Annotated in this window: 16 protein-coding genes and 1 pseudogene; all 17 read left to right on the top strand. The window is 58.5% G+C overall.

Annotated elements, in window-relative coordinates:
• Nucleotides 1–138: pseudogene (locus tag AB5Y51_RS14840) on the top strand (type VI secretion system tube protein Hcp); the annotation flags it as partial.
• A gap of 283 nt (nt 139–421) precedes the next feature.
• Complete coding sequence (locus tag AB5Y51_RS14835; protein WP_368178667.1) at nt 422–2,467, top strand: type VI secretion system tip protein VgrG; 2,046 nt, start codon at nt 422–424, stop codon at nt 2,465–2,467.
• Nucleotides 2,457–3,185: a DUF4123 domain-containing protein gene (locus AB5Y51_RS14830; RefSeq protein ID WP_042015716.1), complete on the top strand. Its 729-nt coding sequence runs from the start codon at nt 2,457–2,459 to the stop codon at nt 3,183–3,185. The genes AB5Y51_RS14835 and AB5Y51_RS14830 overlap by 11 nt, the downstream gene beginning before the upstream one ends.
• Nucleotides 3,182–8,050, top strand: coding sequence for an RHS repeat-associated core domain-containing protein (locus AB5Y51_RS14825; RefSeq protein WP_368178666.1), 4,869 nt, complete (start codon nt 3,182–3,184; stop codon nt 8,048–8,050). Before AB5Y51_RS14830 ends, AB5Y51_RS14825 begins: the two co-directional genes overlap by 4 nt.
• Before the next feature lie 2 nt (nt 8,051–8,052).
• Nucleotides 8,053–8,409, top strand: a complete 357-nt coding sequence (locus AB5Y51_RS14820; RefSeq protein WP_146042856.1) for a hypothetical protein — start codon at nt 8,053–8,055, stop codon at nt 8,407–8,409.
• 297 nt (nt 8,410–8,706) lie between these two features.
• Nucleotides 8,707–9,747, top strand: coding sequence for an IS481-like element ISAs19 family transposase (locus tag AB5Y51_RS14815; RefSeq protein ID WP_368178665.1), 1,041 nt, complete (start codon nt 8,707–8,709; stop codon nt 9,745–9,747).
• 92 nt (nt 9,748–9,839) lie between these two features.
• Nucleotides 9,840–10,223, top strand: coding sequence for a hypothetical protein (locus AB5Y51_RS14810; protein ID WP_103259947.1), 384 nt, complete (start codon nt 9,840–9,842; stop codon nt 10,221–10,223).
• Between the two features lie 199 nt (nt 10,224–10,422).
• Nucleotides 10,423–11,808: a tetratricopeptide repeat protein gene (locus tag AB5Y51_RS14805; RefSeq protein ID WP_368178664.1), complete on the top strand. Its 1,386-nt coding sequence runs from the start codon at nt 10,423–10,425 to the stop codon at nt 11,806–11,808.
• Nucleotides 11,809–12,469: 661 nt separating this feature from the next.
• Nucleotides 12,470–12,973, top strand: a complete 504-nt coding sequence (gene tssB, locus AB5Y51_RS14800; protein WP_041215379.1) for a type VI secretion system contractile sheath small subunit — start codon at nt 12,470–12,472, stop codon at nt 12,971–12,973.
• A gap of 36 nt (nt 12,974–13,009) precedes the next feature.
• Nucleotides 13,010–14,488 carry a type VI secretion system contractile sheath large subunit gene (tssC, locus tag AB5Y51_RS14795; protein WP_042015701.1) on the top strand — a complete coding sequence of 493 codons (1,479 nt, stop codon included), beginning with the start codon at nt 13,010–13,012 and terminating at the stop codon, nt 14,486–14,488.
• 6 nt (nt 14,489–14,494) lie between these two features.
• On the top strand, nt 14,495–14,926 hold the full coding sequence (gene tssE, locus AB5Y51_RS14790) for a type VI secretion system baseplate subunit TssE (protein ID WP_139736899.1): 432 nt from the start codon (nt 14,495–14,497) through the stop codon (nt 14,924–14,926).
• Between the two features lie 3 nt (nt 14,927–14,929).
• The gene (tssF, locus tag AB5Y51_RS14785; RefSeq protein ID WP_319891378.1) at nt 14,930–16,696 is read left to right on the top strand and encodes a type VI secretion system baseplate subunit TssF; all 1,767 of its coding nucleotides are present in this window, start codon (nt 14,930–14,932) and stop codon (nt 16,694–16,696) included.
• The gene (gene tssG, locus AB5Y51_RS14780; RefSeq protein WP_368178663.1) at nt 16,660–17,658 is read left to right on the top strand and encodes a type VI secretion system baseplate subunit TssG; all 999 of its coding nucleotides are present in this window, start codon (nt 16,660–16,662) and stop codon (nt 17,656–17,658) included. The genes tssF and tssG overlap by 37 nt, the downstream gene beginning before the upstream one ends.
• 68 nt (nt 17,659–17,726) lie before the next feature.
• A complete protein-coding gene (gene tagH, locus AB5Y51_RS14775) occupies nt 17,727–18,977 on the top strand; it encodes a type VI secretion system-associated FHA domain protein TagH (protein WP_323881874.1) in 1,251 nt (416 codons plus the stop codon).
• Complete coding sequence (tssJ, locus tag AB5Y51_RS14770; protein WP_041215374.1) at nt 18,977–19,492, top strand: type VI secretion system lipoprotein TssJ; 516 nt, start codon at nt 18,977–18,979, stop codon at nt 19,490–19,492. The genes tagH and tssJ overlap by 1 nt, the downstream gene beginning before the upstream one ends.
• A gap of 2 nt (nt 19,493–19,494) precedes the next feature.
• A complete protein-coding gene (gene tssK, locus AB5Y51_RS14765; protein WP_128272051.1) occupies nt 19,495–20,829 on the top strand; it encodes a type VI secretion system baseplate subunit TssK in 1,335 nt (444 codons plus the stop codon).
• Nucleotides 20,830–20,851: 22 nt separating this feature from the next.
• Complete coding sequence (icmH, locus tag AB5Y51_RS14760) at nt 20,852–21,631, top strand: type IVB secretion system protein IcmH/DotU (protein WP_041215372.1); 780 nt, start codon at nt 20,852–20,854, stop codon at nt 21,629–21,631.
• Nucleotides 21,632–21,643: the final 12 nt, after the last annotated feature.

Genomic DNA, 21,643 nt, shown 5'->3' with positions numbered 1-21,643 from the left:
CCCCACTGCCAGGATCCGGCGAAGTCCGACTTCACCCAGCTGATCCAGGTCTCCATGGCCTACCGCAAGATCGACTGGGAGCACACCGTTGCCGGCACTTCTGGTGCGGATGACTGGCGTGCGCCGATCGAAGCGTAATTCCGAGCCAAAGGGCACTGCTTGCGGTGCCCTTTTATCGTCTCTGCAAGGACAACCTGCCCGGAGACCGTATTTCCGATTTTTCAACCCACGCATTTTTTCTTCTGTCCGTTTGCCTGGTGTGAGCGGGTGCAAGAAAAAATCCGAGTTTACGTCTTGCCGCACGCCGTCAAGGGCGTGCGGCAGCCATGGTGAAAGAAAAATCCAGGCGATGGCGAAGCTCTCACATGGCTTGATGTGCCCCACCTGATGGGGCCGCACGATATTTCAGGGGCGCGCAGCGATGGCAGACAGCACAGGATTACAATTTACCGTCAAGGTGGGGGCCCTGCCCGAAAGCACCTTCGTGGTGGCCGAGTTTGCGCTGGATGAGGCGCTGAACCGGCCGTTCAACCTGCGGCTTGAGCTGGCAAGTACCCAGCCCGACATCGACTTTGGCGCCGTGCTGGACCAGCCGTGCGAGCTGCTGGTGTGGTACAACGGCGAGCTGCAGCGCCGGGTGTGCGGGGTGGTAAGTGACTTCGCGCAGGGTGACAGCGGCTTTCGCCGCACCCGCTATCAGCTCATGGTGCAACCGGCGCTGTGGCGTCTGTCACTTCGCCAGAACTCCCGCATCTTCCAGGCGCAAAAACCCGATGACATCCTCTCCATCCTGTTGCAAGAGCACGGCATCACCGACTATGCCTTTGCGCTCAAGAATGAGCACGCCAAGCGGGAATATTGCGTTCAGTATCGCGAGTCCGACCTCGATTTCATGAACCGGCTCGCCGCCGAAGAGGGGATGTTCTACTTCCATGAGTTTGAAGCGGGCAAGCACCGCATCGTCTTTGCCGATGACTCAGCCGCCCTGACCGCTGGCCCCGAACTCTTCTTCAACCTCGGCAATCGTTCCCTCGAGCAAGGCCCCTATGTGCGCCAGTTCCACTACCGCGAGGCGGTGCGCCCCTCGGATGTGGAGCTCAAGGACTACAGCTTCAAGACCCCGGCCTACGGCCTCTCTCACAAAAAGCAGGGCAGTGAGCTCGAGCATCAACGGGATACCTACCAGCACTTCGATTTCCCGGGCCGCTACAAGCAGGATGGCAGCGGCAAGGCCTTTGCCCAGCATCGGCTCGATGCCCTGCGCAATGATGCTGTGGCGGGCCAGGCTAAGTCCAACTGCGCCGCCTTGCAGCCGGGGCAGACCTTCTCGCTCACCGAGCACCCTAACGGCAGCCTCAACACCGACTGGCAAATCGTGCGCATCCAGCACACCGGCTTGCAGCCGCAGGCGCTGGGAGAGGAGGGGGGCAGCGGCCCCACCGTCTATCACAACGAATTCGGCGTAGTGAAAGCCAGCACTACCTGGCGGGCACGCATCGGCAGCCCGGAGGCCCCTCACAAGCCGATGGTGGACGGCCCGCAAATCGCCATGGTGGTGGGTCCCGAGGGGGAGGAGATTTACTGCGACGAGCACGGCCGGGTGAAGCTGCAATTCCCGTGGGACAGATATGGCAGCTCCAACGACCAGAGTTCCTGCTGGGTGCGCGTATCCCAGGGCTGGGCCGGGGGTCAGTACGGCATGATGACCATCCCGCGCATCGGCCACGAGGTCATTGTCTCGTTCCTGGAGGGGGACCCCGACCAGCCCATCATCACCGGTCGCACCTACCACGCCACCAACCGGCCGCCCTACGAGCTGCCAGCCAACAAGACCCGCACCGTGCTGCGTACCGAGACTCATCAGGGGGAGGGTTTCAACGAACTGCGCTTTGAAGACCAGGCGGGGCAGGAAGAGATTTACATCCACGGTCAGAAAGACCTGAACGTGTTGATAGAGAACGATGCCGCCTGGCACATCAAGCACGACCAGCACACCGATACCGACAATGAGCGGGTGACCCGCATCAAGGCCAATGATCACCTCACTGTGAACGGTGAAAAACGGGATCACATCAAGGGGGACTACTCACTCGGCGTTGACACCTCCATGCATCAAAAACTCGGTCAGCGCTGGCTCACCCAGGCGGGGCAGGAAGTGCACGTCAAAGCCGGTGCCAAGGTGGTGCTGGAGGCGGGCTCAGACATTACCGTCAAGGTGGGCGGCTGCTTCATCAGGGTCGATGGCGGCGGCGTCACCCTGGTGGGGCCCACCATCAAGATGAACTCGGGCGGCAGCCCGGGTGCCGGCTCGGGATGGGGCGGCAAGTTACCACTGGGCCCTCTGGGTGTCAGTGTTCCCCCCAAACCCAAGGTACCGCTCACTCCTGCCCAACTGGCCACCATGAAGAGTGCCGCCCCTTTCTGTGAAGAGTGTGAAAAATGCAAGGAGGGTGGCTGTGAGATTTGAGAGCACACCGCTGGAAGCGTGGATACAGAGGCAATCAGCCCCTCTTTATGCCGTGCTGGCGGGGGCCTGCGATGCGGCTCCCTTGCAGCACTACTACCAGCTCGATGGCCGCGAAACGCCACGCGGGCTCTATCTCGGCACCCCTTATGAAGACTGGCATCCCGTCATGCCCTATCTGGTGGCCCTCGACAAGGAGAGCCCCTTTATCGAGTGGGCGCAGGGCGCCGAGGCGAGAGACTGGGGCTGGATAGTGGCGAGCGAGCAGCCTGTCGATGCCCTCTATGCCCATCTGCAGGGGCTGACCCAGATCTGGCACCAGGGGGAGGCGGTCTTCTTCCGTTACTGGGATGGCGTGTATCTGAAACGCATTCTGGTCCAGCTGGGAGAGGGCTTCACCGCCCTGCTGCCTGGAGTGAACGGGATCTGGGTCGGGGGGGACGGCTTCGAATGGGCTGCGTCAGAAGCCGCAGCACCACGCGAATTCCCCTGGTGGGAGCTGCCCCCTGCCATTGCCGCGACCTTGGCGAGACAGGATCCCGCCCCTCTTATCAACAACCTGATGCAACAGTTGGCGGATCACAACGGTCAGCTCTACTGGGCGTTTCCCGAGGCGAACCTGCGCTGCAAGGTCGCCCGCTTTGTTTCCCGTCATCCATCCCCCGATATCGATCTGTTTCCGGCGCTGGAAGCGGCGCTGATCAATGAGGTTCAAGCATGAGCAATGTCGGCCAGGCCGTCTTCAACGAAGTGATCGCCGATTATCGCAACGTCCTGAGTGCCTATCGCAAGGATGCCGAGAGTTTCTTCCTGGGTGACATGCTCAGCATGGACATGGAGCAGACCATCAAGGTGGGCGACAAGACCATCACGGCATCGTCCGGCAGCAAGAAGGCGCAGTCCGTGGTGACGCAGTGCCCGCTGAGCGGCACGCTGCGGTTGGTTCATCTGTTCGAATCCGTCAGGTTTATTCCCATCGGCAATACCCCGTACAAGGTGGAGGCGGGGAAACTGGTGCGCGGACGTTTTGTCAGCGAGGCGGTAGTCAAGGAGGGAACCCTGGATGCCAAGGGTATTGCCGAGGTTGGTAAGCTGACCCCGGGCAAGTCCTATCGGGTGACCTTCTACCCCAATGTGAAGAAGAGCGACCTGGATACGCTGTTTGCCTCTTATGCCCCGGTTCAAAAAGATCTGGAGGCATGGCTTACCAAGGAGTGGAACAGTGAGCACAAGGCTGCGTGGGCCCGTTACAGCGGTACTGGTGGCGGGTTTGGCGGCCATGCGCTGGCGGCGGCAAGCGGTATCGGCAAGGCACTGGTCGGAGTGTGGGACGATCTTAAAACCATCTACAACCTGCTGGCCGATCCGGTAGGCAACGCCAAAAAGCTGGCCGAGCTCGGGGTGGACGCCGCGGCCATGGCAAAGGCCGGAGCCTCCCAGATGGAAGCTGCCATGCTGGTACTGCAAGATGAGGCGCTGCTTTATCTTTATGCCTATGCCCTGGTGTGCTGGGTCAAGATGCTGCCCCCGGATCAGCAGACCGAGTTTGGTGCTCAGGTAATTTCGTCGGTACTGATTGACGTGATCATCGGGGTGGTGCTGACCGGCGGGGCAGGCCTGGCTGCACGCTATGGTGCCAAGGCTGCCACCATGGCCAAGAACAGTGACCGTGTCATGCGACTGGTCACCTCCCTGGTTGATCTCTCCAGGAAACACAACCTGGCCCTGCACGCCCAGCAGGCGAAAAAGGTGCTGATCACCGGGGCTGCACCGTTGAGCCCGGCCAAAAAAGCGGATCTCAAGCTGGTCGATGGCAATGCCAACACGCTGGTGGAAAAAGGCACGGCGGCCAAACGCCGATTCCAGGGGCACACCGAAATCAAGCAGGTGAACAAGACACCTGATGCCTCCAAGCAGGCAGTTACCCCGAATAACCGGCCCCATCAACCGGAAGCCAGCACCTGCAAGAACAACTGCCCGGTCTCCATGGTGACGGGGGAAGAGTTGCTGGCACTGCAAGATGGCGAACTGCCGGGTCTGCTTCCCTTTGTCTTCGGGCGCCTCTATCGCACCTCCGCCGTCGCGCAATCCTGCGGCATGGGGCTTGGCTGGACACATGCCCTTGCGCACCGACTTGAACGTCACGGCGATACCCTGACCTGGTGGGATGAGGAGTCCCTGGCAACGGAACTGCCGTTGCCATCAGCCGCCAGACCCATGGTGACCAACCTGCTGTCGGAGGCGGCGGTCTACCTCGGTGACGAGGCTGATGAAGTGATCCTGGCCAAGGCCAGTTCGCCGTTCCTGCATTTTACCTGGCATGGCGAGATTGGGCGGCTGACCGGTTTTTCCGATCCCTACGGCAATCGACTGACAGTGCGTTCTGACCATCAAGGGCGCCCCGCCTGGGTTGAAAATGAGGCTGGGCTGGCCCTTCGTCTCGCTTACGAGGGCGACCACATCATGGCGCTCGAGTTGCAGCGCTTTGATGGCATTGCCTGGCAGCCCCAGGCCACGCTGCAACGCTACCACTACGATGACCATGGTCACCTGGTGGCGGCCGAGAATGGGGCCGGGGAGTGCGAGCGTTATCGCTATCGTGATGATGGGGTCATTGTTGAGCGCCGTCTGGCTGGTGGTGCCGGTTTCTTCTGGGAGTGGGAAGGGGAAGGCAAGGCTGCCCGCGCCATCCGCCACTGGAGCGATGTGGCGGGTTTTGATGTCACCTATGGCTGGGATGATGACAAGGGCGAGGTGACGGTACTCAATGCCGATGGCAGTCAGGAGGTGTATCAGCACGACAGCCAGGCACGTCTTGTCCGCCAGCAGGATCCGGATGGTGCGATAACCGAGTTTGCCTACAACGACAAGGGTCAGAAAGTACTGGCCCGTGATCCGCTGGGGGCCGAGACCCATTATCACTACGACGAAGAGGGGATGTTGGCCCTCGAAGTGGCTCCCGACGGCAGTCAGACTGCCTATCACTACTGGGATGGCCGGGTTCGCAAGGTCGTGCAGGGGGAGCGCGAATGGCGCTTTGAGCACAATCCGCAAGGGGATCTGATTGCCAGGCGGGATCCCCTGGGGAACGAAACCCGTTATGGCTATACCCCCCAGGGCAAGCTGTGCTCTGTGGTTCACCCGGACAGCACCCGCACCGAACTGGTGTGGAACCGCCTTGGCCAGTTGATCGAAGAAAAAGGGGTCGATGGCGGGACAAGCCGCTGGCGCTATGACGAGCGGGGCCGCCAGATCGTGCGGCAAGACCCGCGTGGCGCAATCACACGCTATGAATGGGACGCGGCAGATCGCCTCAGTGCCGTCCATCTGCCCGGGGGCGGCATTCGCCGCTATGAGTACAACGCCTATGGCAAGGTCACGGCTCAGTGGGACGAGCTGGGTCGCGAGACACGTTTCGAATATCACCCCGGCCTGCATCTGGTGAGTCGGCGCATCAACCCCGATGGCAGCGAGCTCAAATACCGCTACGACAACGCCAAGCTCTTTCTCAGCGAGATCGAGAACGAGCATGGTGAACAGCATCGTATCCATTACCATCCCAACGGGCTGGTGGCACGGGAAACCGGCTTCGATGGTCGCACCACCGCCTACCGTTATGATCTCAACGGACGCCTGAGCGAAAAAGTGGAGTTCGGCAAGCAGGAGACCGAGCTGGTCACCCGCTATGAGCGCGACCCCATGGGGCGCTTGCTGAAAAAGTCCCTGCCAGATGGTCGCGAGATCGCCTTCGAGTATGACGGCCATGGCCAGCTCATCCGGGTCGACGACGGTGCCTGGCCCCTGGCATTTGACTACGATGGTGCCGGTCATCTGGTGGCCGAGCATCAGGGGTGGGCCTCAAGCCATTTCCGATACGATGCCATGGGACGGTTATCACACTGGCAACTGCCTGACGGCAACCGGCTTGGCTATCACTATCAGCACGGCGCGCTTGGCGGCATTGATCTCAACGGTGCCGAACTCACTCGCCACCAGGTGGTGGGTGGGCTTGAGCTGCGCAGGCAGCAAGGGGCACTGACCCAGCAGTACGAATATGACGAGCAGGGGCGCCTCTCGGCACTGCGTCTGCAGCGGGGCAAGCAGGTCGCCCGCGAGCGGCGCTATGGCTATGACAGAACAGGCAACCTGCTGCACATCGATGACAGCGTGCAGGGGGAGCAGCACTACCGCTACGATCCGCTGGACCGCTTGCTGGAGGTGCGGGGCGAGCTGACCGAGCGCTTCTTGCATGATCCGGCCGGCAACCTCCTGGGTGAACGTTCGGGTGGTCAGTTCGATGGGGCCCGCACCCAGGGGAACCGGCTGCTGTTGAGTGGCGATCGTCACTTCGAGTACGACGAATTTGGCCGATTGGCAGTAGAGCGGCGCGGCAAGGGCCAGCAACTGGTGACCCGCTATCACTACGACTGTCAGCATCAACTGGTGAGGGCCGAGCTGCCCGATGGCAGCAACGCCTGTTATGACTACGATGCCTTTGGTCGTCGCATTCGCAAGACGGTGAGTGGAGCAAAAGGCGGGCAGGTTACTGAATTCCTGTGGCAGGCCAACAACCTGATTGCCGAGAGCTGCTATCTGCTCGGGGACGACAAGCATCGTACTGACGAGCAGTACCGCAGCTTTATCTATGAACCCGGCAGTTTCAAACCCCTGGCACAGCTGGAAGGGGAGGGGCAGAAGGCCGAGGTTTATCACTATCAGCTGGATCATCTAGGCACCCCCCTGGCCCTGACCCATCATGACGGCCACACTGCCTGGCAGGTGCGCTATCGCGCCTATGGCAATGTCTGGCGTGAAGAGATCGCTGAGGTGGCAACCCCCTTGCGTTTCCAGGGGCAGTATTTTGACGCCGAGACGGGGCTTCACTACAACCGCCACCGCTACTACCAGCCCGGCACGGGTAGATTTATCACCCCTGACCCGATAGGCTTGGCTGGCGGGCTGAACAACTACCAGTACGCCCCTAACCCGACTGGCTGGGTGGACCCACTGGGGCTAAGCAATGTGCCGGGACAGTGTCCATTGGATACACCTAGAGCTCGGATCCCAGTTGAGCAGCAAGATGTATTCAAACAATTTGAGCAGCATCATACTGGCCAGTTTAACGATGACCATGCATTGGTTAGCGCATTTGAGAATGTGAGGGACAATGAGTCCCCATGGCCTGTTGGGTTTACTCCTAAGACGCGAATTATTCAGCCTGGAGAACGTTTTAATATGATCACTAATGAGGGCAGAGCTCAGTTTCCAGGTCAATTTGGTACTCAAAGTGAGATCCCTAACTCTAGCTTTGGTAGAGCAAATCTCGCAATCAAAGAAGAATGGAAAGGAACACTTGATAGAAGAGTTACCTATGAAGTACAACGTCCATTTGACATAGAATATGGTCCCGTTGGACCACAAATAGAAAAAATGTCTGATGGTTCATACAAGTATTATCCAGGGGGAGGAGAACAGATTAGACTTCTTTACAAAGATTTCGAAAATGCTGTTCCCAGTAAGAAAAATAATTATACAGATAACGCTTACCTAAAAATAATCTCTGATATAGCTTTGCCACAGGAGTGAAAATGAGGGTTGACTTAAATGAGAATGATATTTCTTGGGTTTATGATGGTAAAGAAATAAAAGTGATAGGTGATTATGTTGACGCTGCTTATGATAAGAAATTAGATGGTGTGGCGGCTTTAAATGCCTCTGGCATTAGTTTTTTTGATAAGGAGGGAGATTTACTTTTTATTACCCGTTTTTCATTTAAAGAACCTGGTAGTTGCATATATTGCTTAGCAAACCAATCGGCTTCCGCAGAAAAAACAGTGAGAGTTGTTCTTGCACATGAACCGTCATTTAAAGGTGAGCGTTTTTGGCAACATGATATTAATATTGAAAATGGAACTATTTCAGAGCCACTTGCAAAATGGCGATGAATGAAAGAGTAGCTCCCCTCCGGGGATACATAATGCAAGGATGAGGTGATAGTCGGTTTAAATATAAAGTGCTACTGGTAATGAACCAGGGGCAATTTCTGGTGAGTGGGTTCCTGGCGGGAAAACTAAAGGTGGGGCAAAATAAGCCGCATTGCATGGTGCGGAAAACATAAAACATGATGGATATATTGTATGGAGATGGTATTCACCTGACAGTTGCCCACAAAAGGGAGTGGTCATACGGCTTCAAACCGGATAACAAAACGGTACCCCTACCGTGTTATCTGGAGTCACCGTATGACCACCAACGAGAAAGTAGCACGTCGTAAACTCAGCCTGCTAGAGCTCGCCAAAGAGCTTAATAACGTCAGCAAAGCCTGCAAGCTCATCGGCTACAGCCGCCAGCAGTTCTACGAGATTCGCCGTAACTACCAGACCTATGGCGCCGAGGGCTTGCTCGACAAACTCCCCGGCTGTAAAGGCGCTCATCCCAACCGGGTCGCTCCCGAGATTGAGCAAGCCATCCTCGATTGCTCTCTCACCAGACCAACCCATGGCCCGCTGCGGGCCGCGCAAGAACTGGCTCTGCAAGGCATCAACGTCAGTGCGGGCGGTGTGCGTGGCGTGTGGCAACGTCACGACTTGCTCTCCAAGCATGACCGCTTGTTGCGCCTCGAGAAAACCCACAGGGAACAGACGATTGAGCTCAATGACGAGCAGATCCGCCTGCTCGAGCGCTTCAGCCCCGAGTTTCGCGAACGCCAAATTGAGGTTCACTACACCGGGGAACTGGTGGCGGTCGACACCTTCTTCGTCGGCGCACTCAAGGGGGTGGGCAAGGTGTATCTGCAAACCGTACTGGACTGCTACAGCCGCCACGCCTGGGGACGGCTCTACACCAGCAAGCTGCCGGTGACCTCGGTCCATGTGCTCAACGAAACGGTCCTGCCGTTCTTCGAGGCTCACGAGGCGCGGGTCTATACCATCCTGTCGGACAACGGGCGCGAGTTCTGCGGGCGCCCTGACCATCACCCCTACGAGCTGTTCCTGCAACTGGAGGGGATTGAGCACCGGACCACCAAGGTACGCAGGCCGCAGAGCAACGGCTTTATCGAGCGGCTACATCGCACCCTGCTGGATGAACACTTCCGTATCAAGGGGAGGACGACCTGGTATGAATCAGTGGAGCAGATGCAGACAGACCTGGACAGCTATCTGGATCACTACAACACCCAGCGGCCACATCATGGCAGGATGATGGAGGGTCAAACCCCCTACAGCATGTTCAAAAAGGGTCTGAAATTGATACCGAAGGAAGTGCGCACTAAAGTAGCGTAAACAAGACACCGGTTTGAGGCCGGTGTCAGGTGATAACTAGATCTGTACAGATATATCGAAAATCTGCTTAGTTATTTTGATGAAACGATGAGATGGCAATAATGAAGCCATATAGTGAAATTGAGTTCATATCAGAGTTCAAAACAAAACCATGGAATTTCTTTAGAGGAAATGAGGGATTCTTGATTATGGACCGAGATTGGGGAGAGCATGGCCATTATCGTTCAACTGGGCGTCTTCTAACCTATATTGAACGGGGGATTCTATCACTAGAAGATCTTACGAAAGGAATGAATGCGTTTATCGGCACGCTAGATAAAGATAGTAAAGAAGATTTCTTTCAATTTACCGCTAGTGCTTGCTACATCTATTGCTCCATATATGATGTGGATTGTTATCCATATAAAATAGAAGATGACTTTTTTTACCAGGTCATGCTTGCCACAGTATTTCAAAAGAATATATTGATGGTATAACTTTTGACTACCATGATCAACATTATGCATCTTTGATAAAAAAGGAATACCCTAAATCAGGCTTGGCAAATCTTTTGCTGTGATACGTTTAATTTTATCTAGATTATAGTTGAGTGTTTTTTATTATGTGCTTTTGGTATTTTGGGTGTCTCTACTAAATTTCTTATTATCCTCTTGTTTAAAACTGCGGGTGTTATAGATGGTATATCGAGCTTTACTATCGATGTTATTAGCTAGTTTGCTTATTGCATGTTCTACAACTACACGACTCACCGAGTCTGAACTCTCCCAAGCCGCCCAGCAGGGCCAGGGCAAGGCGCAATATGAGCTGGCCAACCGTCTGGCGGCCAAGCCGGATTATCCTGAGGCGATGCGCTGGATGAAGCAGGTGGTCGAGCAGGCGGGCCCCATGGCGGCAGATGCCGATATTCGGGGCAGGGCTGCGCTACAGGTGGGAAGTTGGTATCAGGCGGGGTTGGGAGAGCCCAAAAATCCTGTACTGGCCAGGCAGTGGTGGCAGCGCTCCGCCAAGTTGGGCAATTCGGAGGCCAGCTATCAACTGGGTCAGGAGTGCCGGCAACGGCACAAGGGGAAGCTTACCAGTGAGTGTCTCGACTGGTTCGAGCATGCCGCCAAGCGGGATCATGGAAATGCCCAGCTGGTTCTGGGGCAGTGGTATGCAGGTCAGGCGGGGGCCGATGAAGAGGCCGTCAAGTGGCTGGAGAAAGCCGCCGAACAAGGGAATCGGGATGCCCAATTCCAGCTTGGCGTTCGCTATGAGCAAGGGAAAGGAGTGATAAAGCGCGCCGATCTTGCCCTGCGCTGGTATGAGAAAGCCGCAGCCCAGCAACAGCCGGACGCTTTGCTGGTACTGGCGAGCAAGGCCTCCTCTGAAGAGGCATTCAGCCTCTATCAGCGCGCCGCCAATGCAGGGGCTGCTCCTGCCCAGCTGTGGTTGGGGCAGGCCTATCTGAGGGGGGATCTGGTTGCCCAGGACCTGGCGCTTGGCCGTTATTGGCTGGAGCTGGCGGCAGGCAATGGTTCCCATGACGCCGAATATCAATTGAGCCTGCAGCAGAGCGATATCACCGCACGTGAGCACTGGCTGAATCTGGCTGCCGCGGGTGGTGTGAGTCAGGCTCAGCTTGAACTGGCGACCCTGCAACAGGAACGGGGGGAGTTGAAAGCTGCGCGCAAGAGCCTCTCTCTGGCCGCCTCGCAGGGCAATGTCGAGGCTCGATATGCCTACGGCGAGATGCTGCGACTGGGGCTGGGTGGTGAGGCTGATTACACCGAAGCCATGAAACAGTATCGGGCTGCGGCAAACGCCAATCATCGGCAAGCACAATATCGCATGGGCATCATGCGTGAGCAGGGATGGGGAGCCCCCCGCAATAGATTGCATGCTTATGCATGGTATTTATTGGCCGCAACGGATGGCAATATTGATGCAACCGCCGCCAGCCGTGAACTTGAAAAAGGCATGACGGCACAAGAAAAAAGTGCCGGTCAAAAACTGGCGCAGCACTGGTTCATCAGACTGGATAAACACGGTGAAATGGGGCAGACGTCAGAGGGCATATGATGTCATTCCTATAACATGAATGAGACATAGTGATAAAAATAACAGTGAGTGGATAAAGCCATTTCCCACTTATTATCGCCACCCAATACCGCCTTGATAATACATCCTGGCGGTTTTTTTTGACAAAATAACACCTTGCGTTGTCAGAAAAATCTCATTTTGTGTTCGTAATATGAGCTTTACTTATGATTTATCATGAGCGGTCATGATGGTTTAAAATCAGATTTTTCCTATTTTACTCTTCATGGCATGCAACTTCCCTACACTTTACACTTCAAGTTTATACTATTTTAATCGCTAGTCATGTTATTGATTTTGTTGGTTTTTTATATTTTACTTGCTTTTGTTACATTTATAAATATATTTATCGTTGACGTTGCTATCATCAAAAATATACCATTAGTCACAAATGACTCTTTAGTCAATCATGATCTCTAACGAAGAGTAGAGACGTAATCGGATTGTATTGAATAACAAGCTGAATGCTGCCTTTTTGATATCCTGGCTCTCTCCTGGAATATATCGAAAAGGCGTGGTTTGTTGATGCTTTTTTGTTCATTTTCGTCCTGAGCACGTCAACTGTCATTTTTTACAGTTGCCGACAAAAGCATTGGCTATAAGCTTTTGGGTCTTCATGGATCCTCAACTTGGTATCTAGAGCATGGGAAAAGGGATTGATGGCGCCACTGTTGCGCCCAAAGAACGTATCAATATCAAATATGTGCCGGCAACCGGTGGCCAACAGGCGGAAATAGAGCTTCCGTTGACCATGATGGTGGTCGGAAATATGAAAGGGCGCTCTGAAGAGACCCCCATCGAGGAGCGTCAGACCGTCTCCATTGACAAGAATAATTTTTCTTCCGTCATGAAAGAATCTGCACTGGAGCTGAATTTTTCGGTTCCCAACCGCCTGGAGGAGAACAGCCAGGACGAGTTGCCCGTGTCGATCAAAATCCAGTCCCTGGAAGACTTCACCCCTGACAGCGTTGCCCAGCAAGTGCCCGAGCTGCGCAAGCTGCTGGAGCTGCGTGAGGCGCTGGTTGCCCTGAAGGGGCCGCTTGGCAATATCCCCGCCTTCCGCAACCGTCTGCAGGATCTGCTGTCCAGTGACGACGCTCGCGAGCAATTGCTCAAGGAGCTGGATTTGATTAAGCCTGCCGAGTGATCAGCAGATTAATTGACTGACTTATAAGGAAAAATTATGTCTCTGGTCGAAGAACAGGTTCAAGCGGGGGCGAGTGCCGCCTCCTCGTCCCTGCTGGACGAAATCATGGCGCAGGCCCGCATCACCCCGGTGGATGAGGGTTACAGCGTCGCCAAGCAGGGTGTTGCAGCCCTGATTGCCAACATTCTGGACAGCGGCACCACCACAGAGCCGGTGAACAAGGCGCTGGTGGACAGCATGATCGTCGAGCTCGACAAGAAGCTCGGCAAGCAGATGGACGTCATCCTGCACGCCAAGGAGCTGCAAGAGCTGGAGTCCTCCTGGCGCTCCTTGAAGCTCCTGGTGGATCGCACCGATTTTCGCGAGAACATCAAGATCCAGGTGCTGCACGCCACCAAGGAAGAGCTGCTGGAAGATTTTGAATTTTCTCCTGAAATCACCCAGTCCGGCCTCTACAAGCACGTCTATTCCAGCGGCTATGGCCAGTTTGGCGGACAGCCGGTCGGCGCCGTGATTGGTGACTACGCCTTCACCCACAGCTCCCCTGACATCAAGCTGATGCAGTATGTCAGTGCAGTGGGCGCCATGGCCCATGCCCCCTTCATCTCTTCCGTCGCCCCCGCCTTCTTCGGGGTCGACAGCTTCACTGATCTGCCCTCCATCAAGGATCTGAAATCGGTATTCGAAGGCCCGGCCTACACCAAGTGGCGTTCCCTGCGCGAGTCGGAAGATGCCCGCTATCTGGGTCTGACTGCACCGCGCTTCCTGGCGCGTCTGCCCTATGATCCGACCGAGAACCCCATCAAGGGCTTCAACTACCAGGAAGAGATCAGCTCGAACCATGATCACTACCTGTGGGGCAACACCGCCTATCTGATGGGCACCTCCCTGACCGACAGTTTCGCCAAGTACCGCTGGTGCCCGAACATCATTGGTCCGCAGAGTGGTGGCGCCATTCACGATCTGCCGGTGCACGTCTATGAGGCCATGGGTCAGTTGCAGGCGAAGATCCCGACCGAAGTGCTCATCACGGATCGCCGTGAATACGAGCTGTCGGAAGAGGGCTTCATCACCCTGACCATGCGCAAGGACAGCGACAACGCCGCCTTCTTCTCCGCCAACTCGGTGCAAAAGCCCAAGGTGTTCCCGAACACCAAGGAAGGCAAGGAAGCGGAAACCAACTACAAGCTGGGTACCCAGCTGCCCTACATGTTCATCATCAACCGCCTGGCCCACTACATCAAAGTGCTGCAGCGCGAGCAGATCGGTTCCTGGAAGGAACGCCAGGATCTGGAACGGGAACTCAACAACTGGATCCGTCAGTTCGTGGCCGACCAGGAGAACCCCCCTGCGGACGTGCGTAGCCGTCGTCCCCTGCGCGCCGCCCAGATCAAGGTGCTGGACGTGGAAGGGGAGCCGGGCTGGTATCAGGTTGCCATGGCCGTGCGCCCGCACTTCAAGTACATGGGAGCGAGCTTCGAGCTCTCTCTGGTAGGTCGTCTGGACAAGGAATAAAGCCCGATGCCGCATCTCTCATCCTGGGATAGAGGCAATGCGGCCAGTCTGTTTGATCGCATCCGGGGGGAGGGGCTTGGCTCCTCCCCCCGTTCGGAAGTGGATGAACTGGTGGACTCCGTCAAACGGCAGCTCGACCAGATCCTCAACACCCGTCCCGGCAACTGTCGCAGTGCCCCCGAGCTTGGCGTCATCGATCTCAATGACGCCACCCAGGGCAGTGCCGACATCAAGGGGCGGATCCGGGAGGCGATCCGGCAATGCATCCGCCGCTATGAGCCGCGGATCGTGCATGTGGAAGTCCGTTCACCCGACTATCAGGCGAGCCCGCTTGAGATGACGTTTCAGGTGACGGCCCACGTGCGGCTGGAGCATATCGAGCAAGTTACCTCGTTCAACGTCCACATGGACAGTCACCGTCACTACCGCATGGTCTGATCAATGTCGCTGGAACATTACTTCAGGGATGAACTGGCTTTTTTGCGCCTGCAAGGGCGCGAATTTGCCGACGCCTATCCCGAGCTCACCCGCTTTCTGTCGGAGCAGAACACCGATCCGGACGTGGAGCGCCTGCTGGAGGGGTTCGCCTTCCTCACGGGCAACCTGCGCGCCAAGATTGAGGATGAGTTTCCCGAGCTGACCCACGGTCTGCTCAACATGCTCTGGCCCAACTACCTGCGTCCCGTGCCCAGCATGACCATCATGCAGTTTTCGGTCATTCCGGGGGCCATCGCCCAGCCGGCGCTGGTCAGGCAAGGTTGTCAGCTCGACAGCCTGCCCCTGGACGAGGTGACCTGTCATTTCCAGACCTGTCACGATACCTGGGTCTATCCGGCCGATATCCGTCATATCGCCGCCCAGAGCGGCAACGATCTCTCCACCATCTCGCTGGACATCGCCCTGCATGCCCCTCTGCCGCTTAGCGAGTTGCAGCTGGACAAGCTGCGCTTCTTCCTTGGTGGTGACAGCTACACCGCCTATGAGCTCTACTTCTGGCTCTCCAACCAGCTCTCCCATATCGAGCTGGAGATCGACGGCAAGCGCTTTCGCCAGGAGGCCAAGGCCCTCAAACCGGTCGGCTTCGAGCGCGGCGATGCGCTCTTGCCCTACCCGAACAACGTCTATTCCGGCTACCGGATCCTGCAGGAGTATTTCTGCTTCCCGGAAAGCTTCCTCTTCTTCGAACTCTCCGGTGGCGAGTGGCCCAAGCAGCCGTTGCCGGTGAGCGAATTCAAGGTGCACTTCTGCTTCGACCGGCCGCTGCCGGCGGAGCTCAAGATCCGTCCCGACTCCTTCATGCTCAACTGCGTGCCGGCCATCAACCTGTTCCAGCACGACAGCGAGCCGGTCAATCTCAATGGCCGTCAGGCGGAGTACCCCCTCAAGGCGAGCTATCGCCACGCCGACAGCTTCGAGATCTTCTCGGTGGATCAGGTGGAAGGCTGGGTCGAGGGGAACCTCGGCCGCTCCCGCGGTACGCCGCGCATCTATCAGCCATTCGAGAGCTTCCAGCACCAGATCGAGCGGGCCAAACAGCGGTTGGCGCTCTACTACCGGGTGCGGGTCAAGGAGGCGGTGAGCGGGGATGGTTTCGAGCACAGCCTCTCGTTCGTGCGCGGGGATGAAACCACCACGGTCGAACTGGATGAATCCATTTCGGTGACGCTCACCTGCACCAACCGCTCCCGCGCCGCCCGTCTCAAGGTGGGCAGCGTCTGCGTACCCACCGGCAGCTCGCCCTCCTTTGCCACCTTCCGCAACCTGATCCGGCCGACCCGACCGCTGCGCCCGGCGCTGGACGGCAGTCTGCACTGGACGCTGATCTCCAACCTCTCCCTCAACTATGTCTCCCTGCTGCGCCGCGATGCCCTGGTGCAGGTGCTGCGCACCTACGATTTTCCGGCCCTGCACGACAAACAGGCGGAGCAGGCCTCGCGCAAGCGGCTGGCGGGGATCGAGGAGATCGAGACCAAGCCGGTGGACAGGCTGGTGCGCGGCATGCCGGTGCGGGGGCTCAAGTCGGTGCTTTCCATCCGCCAGTCCGCCTTTGGCAGCGAAGGGGAGCTCTATCTGTTCAGCACCGTGCTGGCCCACTTCTTCTCGCTCTATGCCAGCGTCAACGCCTTCCACCTGCTTGAGGTGGTCAATCTCGACAACAAGGAGCGCTACCAATGGCCAGTCCAGATCGGTCAGCACTCCCTGATGTGAGCGCCGCCCGGGAGGCGCCCCGCTTCAACTTCTTCCAGCTGGTTGAGCTGCTCAACCGGCTCGATGGTGCCGATCAGGAGCGAGGGCTCGACTACCTGCCCGGTGACGAGCACATCCGCTTCAAGGCGACCGCCTCCCTGGGCTTCCCCACCAGCGACGTGCTGCAGATTGGCCGGGACGGGCAGGGGCGCCACGAGCTGGAGGTGGCCTTCCTCGGCCTGCACGGCAGTCAGTCGCCGATGCCCGGTTATTACCTCGATTCGCTGGCGTGGGAGTACGCCCAGGGGGAGCAGAAGCTCGGTCTGTTCCTGGACTTCTTCCACCACCGTCTGCTGACCCTGCTGCACCGGATCTGGCGCAAGTATCGCTACCACGTGCGGTTTCAGGACAACGGCGAGGATGGTTTCTCCCGTCTGATGTTCGCCCTGGTGGGGCTTGGCAACGAGGCAGTCTGCCAGAGCCTGCCGGTCAACCGGGCCAAGATGCTCTCCTATGCGGGCATGCTGGCCAGCCCCAGCCGCTCCCCCGAGGTGGTGGCCGGTCTGGTGGCCCACTGCTTCGATCTGGCCGATGTGCAGGTGAGCGCCTGGCAGTGGCGCAAGGTGCCTATTCATCAGGATCAGCAAAATCGCCTCGGCGGCGCCTGCGCCACCTTGGGGAGCGATTTTGTCATCGGCGACAAGGTGAATGACTGTGCCGGCAAGTTCTTGTTGAAGATCAACAACCTGAGCTTTGGCCAGTTTCTCGGCTTTCTGCCGAACGGGGAGCACTTCCAGGCTCTGGTGACCTTTGTCTCCTTCATCCTGCGCGATCAGCTGGCCTGGGATCTGCGGCTGGGTTTCGGCCAGGAGCAGGCGAGGGGACTGAGGCTGGGGGAAGAGCAGAGTGCCCGCCTGGGGTGGAGTACCTTTCTCGGCCAGCCGCCGAGTGATCCGTTTGTGACCATTTGTGTGCAGGAATAAGTGCAGGAATAAGTGCAGAGATCAGCAGCGCAGAAAATTTAACTACAGGAATCAGTGCAGGAGTAACTGTGGACGATTTTAACCAGCAACTTTCCCTGGTGGTGCTCAACAGCGAACAGCTCGACGGCAGCCAGCAGGTGCAGTACCGCTTCGACGAGATGGGGGGGACCCTGGGGGCCTCCGAACAGGATGACTGGCAACTGCGCGACAGGCTGGGGGCCGTCATGCCCGCCCACGCCCGCATCGAGCTCAACGACGGTCGCTTCTGCCTGTGCGATCTGAGCGGCCAGACCTATATCAACGGTGCCACCTCGCCCATCGGGCGGGCCCGCAAGGTGCATCTGGAGCAGGGGGACGAGCTCGTGGTCGGCCCGTTCCGGCTGCGCGCCTACTTGGGGGCCATCACCCCCGAGCAGAGCCTGCAACAGGTGCTGGGCAACCGCCCCACCGAGCAGCTCGACGAGTGGCTAACCAGCGATGAGCCCGTTGCGCCCGCAGACGATCCGCGCACCCTGGCGGCCGATCCCTTGCTGGCATTGCAGCAGGATCGCAGGGCGCCCAATCCGTTGATGGATGGCCCGCTGGCGGACGGTCGCCTGCAGGCTTCACTGCGTTCACAACCGGATGTGGACGTCCCCCCTCTTGCCCCTTTTTCTGCTGTCGAGAACACCATGAACCAAGAATTTCTGGATATGCCCGCCATCGAGAACCATCCCGATTACCCGCTGTCGCTGGACGGCGTCGATCACGTAGCCCTGACCCCGCTGATGCGTGGCCTGGGCCAACCCTTGCAATTGCAGGACACCCAGCAGGCCCACGACATGCTCGAAGAGATGGGCAAGACGGTGCGGGCCATGGTGGAGGGGCTGCTGCAGTTGCAAAACGAACAGGCGGCGCTGGCGGACAAGCACTTGCGCCCCATCGAGGACAACCCGCTGCGCCTGGGCCTTGATTATGACGAGACCCTGGCGGTGTTGTTTGCCGAGCAGAAGAGCCCGGTCCACCTGAGCGCGCCGGCGGCGGTGGCCGAGAGCCTGCACAACGTGCGCATCCACCATGTGGCTAACCAGCAGGCCATCGGCGCGGCGCTCGACAGCATCCTGCAGGCGTTTTCGCCGCAGGCCCTGCTGGGGCGCTTCGAGCAATACCGCCGCAGCGGTGCACCGGGCACGGCCGACGAAGGCTGGGCCTGGGACATGTATCAGCACTACTACCGCGAGCTCACCTCCGCCCGCCAGCAGGGGTTCGACAAGCTGTTCCACCAGGTGTATGCCCAGGCCTATGACCAGGCCGTGCGTCAGCAACAGGGACTGATTTGATGATACGAGCGCTGATGCTGGGCGCCGCGCTGCTGGCCCTGGCAGGTTGTACCACCATGGGCAAGATGGCCGATGTGGCCATGAACCCGGATATCCAGGTGGGCAGCAATAATGATCAGCCCTCCACCCTGGGGCTGAGTCTGCTGGCGGAGCCTGACGTCAACCCCAACGAGAGCGGGGAGGCGGCGCCCATCGAGTTTCAGGTGGTGCTGCTGGCGGAAGATTCCAAGCTGCTCGCCACCGACTATGACCAGGTGACTGCGGACGTGGAGAAGGCCCTTGGCAAGAACTACCTGGACCATCAGGACTACACCCTGCTGCCGGGCCAGTTCAAATACCTGCCCCCCATCAAGCTCGACGAGAAGACCCGTTACATCGGGGTGATCGCACGCTACGCCGACCCCGACAGCGCCGAGTGGCGCAAGGTCATCAAGATCAAGAGCAAGGGAACGGCTTATCAAATCCTGGTGCACCTGCGCCTGGATGAAGTGGAACTGCAAAAAGAAGAAGAATAACCATGTCGAGTCGAAATCGGGTTATCTGGCGTGAGGGGCTGTTCATCAAGCCCCAGCACTTCCAGCAACAACAAAGACATTCGGATTACGCGCTGCACGCTCGCCTGAGCGCGCTGTCCGACTATTTCTATGGCTTGCAGTCGCTCGCCATCAACGAGGACTACCTGGGGTTTGGTCGCATCGCCCTGGTGGGGGCCACCGGCATCCTGCCGGACGGTACCGTATTCAACATCCCCAATGACGACGTGCTACCGACCCCGCTGGAAGTCACCGACGCCTCGGTGGCCAACCAGAAGGTCTATCTGGCGCTGCCGCTCTCGGTGAGCGGCGTCAACGAGGTCAATCAGGGCGGTCAGGTGGCCACCCGGTTGCAGGCCCATCGCCACGACGTGCGCGATCTGCACAGCGAAGGGGGGGACGTGGTCTCCCTCGAAGTGGGGCGGGTCAGCCTGCGACTGATGCTGGAGCGGGAAGATCGCAGCGCCTACGCCTCTTTGGCGATTGCCCGCATTCTGGACAAGCGTCCGGACGGCGGCCTGGTGCTGGATCCCAACTTCATGCCCTGCAGCATCAGCGTCTCCGCCATCCCGACCCTCAAGCGCTTCCTCGGCGAGTCGGCTGGCCTGGTGGCCGAGCGGGCCCGCAGCCTCTCCCAGCGCATCGCGGCGCCGGGCCAGCAGGGGGTGGCCGACGTGGCCGAGTTCATGATGCTGCAACTGCTCAACCGGGCCCAGCCCCAGCTCTCCCATCTGGCGCGCCTTGGCACCCTGCACCCCGAGCGGCTGCATGAGGCGCTGGTGCAGATCTGTGGCGAGCTGATGACCTTTACCGACGAGTCCCGTCTGCCGCCCGAGTTCCCCGCCTATCGCCACGACGATCAGCAGGTGAGCTTCGAGCCGGTGATGCTGGCCCTGCGCCAGGCGCTCAGCACCGTGCTGTCGCCGCGCGCCGTCTCCATCCAGCTGCGCAAGCACCAGTACGGCATCATGGTGGCCATGGTCAACGAGAGCGAGCTGATGCAGAGCGCCGACTTCGTGCTGGCGGTGCGTGCCCGCATGCCGCAGGAGCAGCTGCGCAAACAGCTGCTGCAGCAGACCAAGGTGGCCTCCAGCGACAAGATCCGCGAGCTCATCAGCCTGCAACTGCCCGGCATTCCGCTGCTGCCGCTGCCAGTGGCGCCGCGCCAGCTGCCCTATCACGCCGGTTACAGCTACTTCCAGCTCGACCGGCAGAGCCCGGCCTGGCAGATGCTGGCGGTGGGCAACACCCTTGCCTTCCACATCGCCGGCGACTTCCCCGAGCTCGACATGCAGCTCTGGGCCATTCGCAGCCAGTGATCGCACCAAGGAATAAGCAGAGATGACCACGGACATTATCAAGAACGAGCAACTCAGCGACCTGCTGTTCGATCATGCCGAGCAGCTGGACATGGATTCGGACTACTGGTTCCGCCTGCGCGGCCAGAGCATCAACCCGATGATCGATGCGGTGACCCCCTTGCTGGGGCTGGTGCAGCGGGTACGGCTGCTGTCGCGCTACGACCGGGTGCCCGAGCTCTATCAGCGGGTGGTGACCGAGATCCAGGCCATCGAGCAGGAGCTGATGGCCCAGGGCTACGAGAACGGGGTGGTGCTGTCGTTTCGCTACATCCTCTGCACCTTCATCGACGAGGCCGTGATGGGCCGCGACTGGGGCAGTCAGAGCGAATGGTCCGAGCACTCCCTGCTGACCCGCTTTCACAACGAGACCTGGGGCGGCGAGAAGGTGTTCGTGCTGCTGGCCCGCCTGCAGGAAGACCCGGTGCGTTATCGCGACATTCTGGAGTTCATCTACCTCTGTCTGTGCCTCGGTTTCGAAGGGCGTTACAAGGTGATGAGCCAGGGGCGGGGAGAGTTCGAGCGCATCGTGCGCCAGCTGCACAAGCAGTTGGCCCCCGAGGCCGGCGGCGAGGCGCCCAGCGTGTTTCACCTCGATCTGGGGCAGCAGGCCTCCCGCTATCAGCTGCGCAAGCAGGTTTCCCTGCGCAGCCTGTTCATGGGCGGGGCGTTGATCCTGGCGCTGATCTTCGGCCTCTATCACCACCAACTCAATAACCAGACCCAGGACGTTCTGCGTCAACTGGGCGAATTATTAAAATAAAATACTAAGGAG

The sequence above is a fragment of the Aeromonas sp. R7-1 genome, from assembly GCF_040908115.1.
Classification (GTDB): domain Bacteria; phylum Pseudomonadota; class Gammaproteobacteria; order Enterobacterales; family Aeromonadaceae; genus Aeromonas; species Aeromonas caviae.
This window is presented reverse-complemented; position numbering and strand designations above follow the sequence as displayed.

What these genes read in the sequence shown, in the direction of transcription:
- AB5Y51_RS14835 (WP_368178667.1), top strand. Translation starts at nt 422, where the DNA reads ATGGCAGACAGCACAGGATTACAATTTACCGTCAAGGTGGGGGCCCTG.
- AB5Y51_RS14825 (WP_368178666.1), top strand. Translation starts at nt 3,182, where the DNA reads ATGAGCAATGTCGGCCAGGCCGTCTTCAACGAAGTGATCGCCGATTAT.
- AB5Y51_RS14820 (WP_146042856.1), top strand. Translation starts at nt 8,053, where the DNA reads ATGAGGGTTGACTTAAATGAGAATGATATTTCTTGGGTTTATGATGGT.
- AB5Y51_RS14815 (WP_368178665.1), top strand. Translation starts at nt 8,707, where the DNA reads ATGACCACCAACGAGAAAGTAGCACGTCGTAAACTCAGCCTGCTAGAG.
- AB5Y51_RS14810 (WP_103259947.1), top strand. Translation starts at nt 9,840, where the DNA reads ATGGCAATAATGAAGCCATATAGTGAAATTGAGTTCATATCAGAGTTC.
- AB5Y51_RS14805 (WP_368178664.1), top strand. Translation starts at nt 10,423, where the DNA reads ATGGTATATCGAGCTTTACTATCGATGTTATTAGCTAGTTTGCTTATT.
- tssB (WP_041215379.1), top strand. Translation starts at nt 12,470, where the DNA reads ATGGGAAAAGGGATTGATGGCGCCACTGTTGCGCCCAAAGAACGTATC.
- tssC (WP_042015701.1), top strand. Translation starts at nt 13,010, where the DNA reads ATGTCTCTGGTCGAAGAACAGGTTCAAGCGGGGGCGAGTGCCGCCTCC.
- tssE (WP_139736899.1), top strand. Translation starts at nt 14,495, where the DNA reads ATGCCGCATCTCTCATCCTGGGATAGAGGCAATGCGGCCAGTCTGTTT.
- tssF (WP_319891378.1), top strand. Translation starts at nt 14,930, where the DNA reads ATGTCGCTGGAACATTACTTCAGGGATGAACTGGCTTTTTTGCGCCTG.
- tssG (WP_368178663.1), top strand. Translation starts at nt 16,660, where the DNA reads ATGGCCAGTCCAGATCGGTCAGCACTCCCTGATGTGAGCGCCGCCCGG.
- tssJ (WP_041215374.1), top strand. Translation starts at nt 18,977, where the DNA reads ATGATACGAGCGCTGATGCTGGGCGCCGCGCTGCTGGCCCTGGCAGGT.
- tssK (WP_128272051.1), top strand. Translation starts at nt 19,495, where the DNA reads ATGTCGAGTCGAAATCGGGTTATCTGGCGTGAGGGGCTGTTCATCAAG.
- icmH (WP_041215372.1), top strand. Translation starts at nt 20,852, where the DNA reads ATGACCACGGACATTATCAAGAACGAGCAACTCAGCGACCTGCTGTTC.